The organism is Adonisia turfae CCMR0081 (assembly GCF_011009555.1).
Lineage (GTDB): Bacteria > Cyanobacteriota > Cyanobacteriia > Phormidesmidales > Phormidesmidaceae > Leptothoe > Leptothoe turfae.
The window spans coordinates 3,514,054-3,519,303 of record NZ_QXHD01000004.1 but is presented as its reverse complement, the minus strand read 5'-3'; the positions used below and the strand labels follow the sequence as shown (position 1 = coordinate 3,519,303).

Genomic DNA, 5,250 nt, shown 5'->3' with positions numbered 1-5,250 from the left:
GTGAGTCTTGGCGCAGATTTTTGGCTTTCACAGTTCTGAGCTCAGTTTTGATCGTACTGACCTCTTTCTGTAGCGAGAGCGCTGTATCTCGGGTGGCCCCCTGCTGAATCGTCAACTGGTCTACTTGCGTTGTCAGGAACTGTATTTGCTCGTCAGAGTCCTTCAACTCCGCTTTCAAACTATCCACATCTTCAAGCCCCAGGGTGGGATAGTCAGTGCTCGGTTCAGTGACGGGCCACTTCAGGAGTAGCCCATAGTCCCCTGTCCTGGGCACGAGCGCATATTCACAGCCTTCATAGATCCGCACAGGACGATTCAATTGCACCCCATTTCGCCAGAGGCCGTTGCGACTCGGTTGGTCGCCCCCATCTTTGAGCATGATTTGGTCGCCCTCGCGGTACACCGTGGCATGGATACGAGAAATCGAGCGCACAAATACGAGGCGTGGATCCATGCCGACCGCCACTGGGTAGGTCGCCTGGTCCCATCGCCCAATGGTGGCCGGTAGTCGGGCCAAATTGATCGTGTGTCTAATGGGCTGATCTCGCCCTGGCCTGTACTCAAGGATTTGTAGCATTGCCATGTGCCACTTGAGCTTAATCGTCTGGCTGTAAACAGGAGCCAGCATAAAAAACCGTGTGGTCAGTGAGGTTTTTTATTTCCAGAAATCCATCATGGATAGAAATCTCAACCGCCTGATTGTTAAGGCTAATCAGGAGCGTTTGCAGCTGCTTGACAGGCAAGGTTGCCGTCCCCATCGGGGCAATCTGCCCAGGGGGAAGGCTGCCAATCATCGCTTCTTGATATGACACCAGCATTCCCACCAGCTCAGCCGTTTATCCTCAGTCGAATCTGCGTACTCAACCCCAACGCTAATGGTGATCGGTGACGTCACAAAAAAGACGGCTCGGCCTATGGATTCCCGGATTTTGCCGGGTTCTTTGCCCGGTTCAGCCACACCCACCGAGCTTTTGTTCAGTGGCTCCAAGGTGCTGCTATCCAAGATGGCCATCACGGCATAGCCTTCCATGGTGGAAAAATGAATTCGATACCAAATATCGAAGGTGCCAATCGGTAGCGTGATGTCTTTCCCATCTGGCGATAACGTGATGTCGTCACCAATTCGATAGCAAACATCATCAGAGGCTCTCGGGGACGCTGTCCACGGTATTTTTCGATTGGTCTCTTTCGTCGAGATAAACAAATCGCTTGCCTGCTCAGGGACCGTTAAATAGACCTCCTGATCGGGGCTAGTGCCGGGGTCTGTCGCCGTTTCACCCACTTCATCGGCATAGCCCAGGATAGTGATGTCGTCGGTAGGCGATCGGCGTTCGGGGGTCGCCAGGGTGGCCCCTAGAATGACATTGGGGGAGACCCGTAGCCCTTCCCCGCCGCCCAGCAATTCCAATAAATCAACGCGCTTGACACTGGGCTTTAGCCTCAGGTTTTGAACCAGGGTGAAACGTTCCCCCTCTGAGTCTTCAATCCAGATGTTAATGTCCTGTAACGTTTTGAGGCCGGTAAAAATAGCCAGCTCAATAATTCTTCCGCTATAGACCGTGTTAAACCTCAAACTTGAGCTTTCAAGCGTGCCAGGTTGGTAGAACCGTAGCTCAGCAATCGGTACGCCTGGTCGAAAGGCTTTGATGATTTGGACAGACCGGGTAAATGTCATAGCAAGTCAATCTTGGCCTCTATGGTCACAAGTTGCGCTCTGGCGGCGTCGATTTTCTCCTCAATGCTGTTTGTGGCCTGGCCCCGAAAGGCATAGATGCCAAAGCTGAACTCAGGTATCCACGGCAGGGGAGAGAAACTAATGCGTAAGTCGGATGAGACTGGGGGGAAGACAAAGAGCTCTAAGGATTGGTTGAGCCGGAGTCGCTGACGGCCTATGACAATCGACTCTACACCGGTACTACTTTCCCAGATGTCTGGATCATCAATGGTGGCCCCAACAGCGACTTGAATGATATCCGCGCAGTTGTACCAAGTCGCTGGAGCTTGGGCATAACTAGCGGCAACTGCCAGAATGTGCGTGTCAAAGACTATCGGGATGTCGAACGTGTCTATCAGTCGGCGGTGGTTCCGTCTAAACCTCAACCGCTCTGGTTCTGCCACAACCGTATCGAGATAGGCTAACTCCCATTTTCCAGTTCCCGTAACGTCAAGTTTAAGCGTCATAGGTAGGTGATGCCGTTGACCCAATCGTCGTGGGCGTGGATGGCGTCTATTCCATGGTCATCCAGCAGCATGAGATAGTCATCCCAGTTGAGCTGTCCTTGGATGAACTGCTGGAGTGCAAATGACCGTTGCACCATTTGGTCCGCCGCTATCATGACTTCCTCCGGTGTTTGGTGGTCGAAGATGATCATCGGCGTGGCCAAATGGTTAGCTAGTTCTTTCCTGTCTAGCTCAAGCGTTTTCATTAGTCGGTATCCAGGGTGTAGTCCTCACTTTCGGGCTGCATCCACATCCGACCGTTTTCTTTAATTTCAGTTCGGATGTTGGCAAGAGAGGCAATTGCTTGAGCCGCAGTTCTGAGGTCAGCAGCCGTGAAATCCCCAGTCTTGACTGAGATGGGTGCCGTATAGCTGCTGCGAGCGGTGCCCTCACCGGACTTTGTGTACGAGAGGTACCGGGTACCCCAAGCTGTACGTTTAGCGGTGGGTGTGGTCGCCCCCAAGACCGCGTGTATTTTGGAAATCTCAAATTTAGTGACCTCGATATAGTCTGCTAAATCTGCGTATTCCAACCCTAATCGGGTGTTGGCAGCGGTCAGCTCGCCGGTATCGGCAACCCCTTCAAACCACTTGACAGCGGTTTCTGATGCACGCACAAGAAGGCTGGCATGGACTGGCGTTGCACCAATTTTTTGATTCAGTGAACGATACCCAACCTGGATTCGGGGCAATGATTCCACATTGGAATTAAACGTATCGTTACTATCGTTGCGCGTCGCGTAGTAGTTCTCTCGGGCTTCAGCTTGAGCAGCGCGACGGCGCAATACCCAGCTTGGTTCTCGTCTGGCCATAGTGAATTATCTGAGGTGAATCACCCCCGTTATAGCCCTTGAAATATCGAAAGTTTTTGGTGCTAAAGGTTTAGCCTTTGTAAGTAAAGTTTTCTATTTTTTGACCTTGCGTTAGTTGGCAAGTGAATTTAGCAAGATGCCGGACCGGTCTACCAAAATAATCGGAGTTTGCATACCATGCACAAATAGTTTTGCCCATTGAAAGCGTACGTCTGCAATTGGTCGAACACGAGCAAGTCGGCGATTTTTCCCGTACACGCGATCCATTTCAGGAACGGTAGGATAAGCGGTCGCTGGTTCAGCATTCACTTCGTGATTAAAGTAAGCCCACTGTGGTGTGTCCTGCTGAATATCTAAGACTTGCTCAACGACACGACGACCTTCGGCTTCAGACCGGCACAGCAGCTGTAGCTGATACCCTTTTTCCCAGTCGGAATAAGAGCAGAGTTCCTTTCCTTTTTTCCAAACAAAGCCACCGCCTGTTGCAAAATTGGTTTTAATGCGGTTTGCGTAGGTTAACGCAATCGGTTCTGTGATAGTGGTTGGATCGTGACTCATGAGTCTGAATGAGATACGACCGTAGACGGGGGCGTAACTGGCTTCAACATCGCTAATATCTTCTGCAAACCTGAGTACGATTTGAGGTCTTAGCCTGCGATGGACATTAGTCTTGTAACGACTGACCCCAATACCATCTGAACCACCACTTAGAAGCTGTTCTGCAAATCGCCCGCGCAATGTTTCAAACAGCACTATTCGACCGATGGTCATGTTGAAGGAGTCATCATCACGATGTTCACAGGCCAAGGCAAGGCTGCTCCGAGGTGTATTGATGTCTAGATCGCCATCCAAGTCGATATCTCGAAACCATTCGCGAATCTCGGTTCGAAAGGTTCGGCGGATGGTGTCTTGGAGGTGTTCAACTGGGCTGAAGTTGTCAGGGAGTGGCATCGTCGGGTAAGTCTCCTCTTTGAGCATCGGTTGCGATAGTGACAGCTGGGCTTTGGCTTGCCACAGCCGCCGCGTCTTCTGCTATGGATATAGGCACGTTCTCTGGTTGCCCTGGGATATCGTCGGGTCCCACATCTGCGATCGCATCTTTAAACCGCTGTCTTGCTTCTCCCAGTTCGGTGACTTCCTCTTGAATTTCACGAACATTGGAGGTGACGACGGCGAGACTATCAGCGGTGTCTTCGACGGATTCAAGGCCGTCAAACACACGGCTGAGCTTATTGCGATAGGCATCTTGCACCCTGGCACGCTCAGCCATCCAGGGATATGAGCGCTCTCCTACGACTCCATATTTTTTAAGCGCATTGCCAATCTTGCCGGTATTCTCGGCAGTCCATTCCAGCAGGTCTGACGTGGTGTCGCTGATGTTGCGAATGGTCCAAATGATGTTACTACCAGCCTGAAGCACGCGGTTTGCCTTTTGCCAGCTGGTGCGGGTGTCTTCATAAACGTCTTCACCCACCACGGATTTAATGAAATTGGTAACGCTGTCACCCACCAAGCCATTGATATCCAGGGCGTTGCCATCCTCGTCCTTGACCCCAACGGCGGCTAAGGCATTACTCACGACATAGCCCAGCGTTTCGCCAATGTCACGACTGATCATCGCGCCATTGTGGAGCACGGTGACGAGGGTCAGTAGATTAATGAGCTTATCGAGATGCGTGTTTTGCCAGGCCTTCTTAGCAAAATTTTCCATCTCCAACAACTTAGCTAAAATAGCTGCCAGCTGAGCGTTTTGAGACCCTTGCTGAAGCGCGTCTAATTTATCGTTTAGGCGTTTATCTAATTGTCCTATGACATCATCCGTATGGGCGTTTATGCCCCCATTGCATCCACAAGAACTCGATGTACCTGTTTGCGGCAAATTAGTGCCTGGGTTGGTTTTCCTTTCGGGTACTAAAGGAGTGCCTGGATTTTGTCTTAGACCTGGAGTGATTGCCAGGCCTGGAATGAGTAAATCGGTTAGTGGATTACGTTGCTCCTCTTGAATCCTTCTTAACCTCTCAATAACCGTATTTTCTTTTACGGTTTCTTTCTGCAAAGGGTCTGTACTAGGGGATGTTGTAGGGTCATTTGGTGCTATAGGGTCTAGCTCTGATGGGCTAACTTTAGACGGATTCCCCGGTATCGTCCTAGCGGGTGCAAATCTACGTGTAGGAGTCGTTGGGGTGCCTTCTGGTGCTTGAGTGGGTTGGGGGCTTTCG

7 protein-coding genes and 1 pseudogene are annotated in these 5,250 nt (G+C 51.1%); all 8 read right to left on the bottom strand.

Annotated elements, in window-relative coordinates:
• Positions 1 to 628: FHA domain-containing protein (locus DXZ20_RS19500; protein ID WP_250565838.1), on the bottom strand; the 628-nt coding region annotated here is incomplete at its 3' end.
• Positions 597 to 818: a hypothetical protein gene (locus DXZ20_RS19495; RefSeq protein WP_163699961.1), complete on the bottom strand. Its 222-nt coding sequence runs from the start codon at positions 816 to 818 to the stop codon at positions 597 to 599. The genes DXZ20_RS19500 and DXZ20_RS19495, both read right to left, overlap by 32 nt.
• On the bottom strand, positions 791 to 1,675 hold the full coding sequence (locus DXZ20_RS19490) for a hypothetical protein (protein WP_163699959.1): 885 nt from the start codon (positions 1,673 to 1,675) through the stop codon (positions 791 to 793). The genes DXZ20_RS19495 and DXZ20_RS19490 overlap by 28 nt, the downstream gene beginning before the upstream one ends.
• The gene (locus DXZ20_RS19485; protein WP_163699957.1) at positions 1,672 to 2,181 is read right to left on the bottom strand and encodes a hypothetical protein; all 510 of its coding nucleotides are present in this window, start codon (positions 2,179 to 2,181) and stop codon (positions 1,672 to 1,674) included. The genes DXZ20_RS19490 and DXZ20_RS19485 overlap by 4 nt, the downstream gene beginning before the upstream one ends.
• A complete protein-coding gene (locus tag DXZ20_RS19480; RefSeq protein WP_163699955.1) occupies positions 2,178 to 2,372 on the bottom strand; it encodes a hypothetical protein in 195 nt (64 codons plus the stop codon). The genes DXZ20_RS19485 and DXZ20_RS19480 overlap by 4 nt, the downstream gene beginning before the upstream one ends.
• Before the next feature lie 53 nt (positions 2,373 to 2,425).
• Positions 2,426 to 3,031 (bottom strand): hypothetical protein, encoded by a 606-nt coding sequence (locus DXZ20_RS19475; protein WP_163699953.1) that lies wholly within the window; start codon positions 3,029 to 3,031, stop codon positions 2,426 to 2,428.
• Positions 3,032 to 3,142: 111 nt separating this feature from the next.
• Positions 3,143 to 3,982, bottom strand: a complete 840-nt coding sequence (locus DXZ20_RS19470; protein WP_163699952.1) for a hypothetical protein — start codon at positions 3,980 to 3,982, stop codon at positions 3,143 to 3,145.
• Positions 3,969 to 5,250, bottom strand: a pseudogene (locus DXZ20_RS19465) (hypothetical protein); the annotation flags it as partial. The pseudogene DXZ20_RS19465 and the gene DXZ20_RS19470, both read right to left, overlap by 14 nt.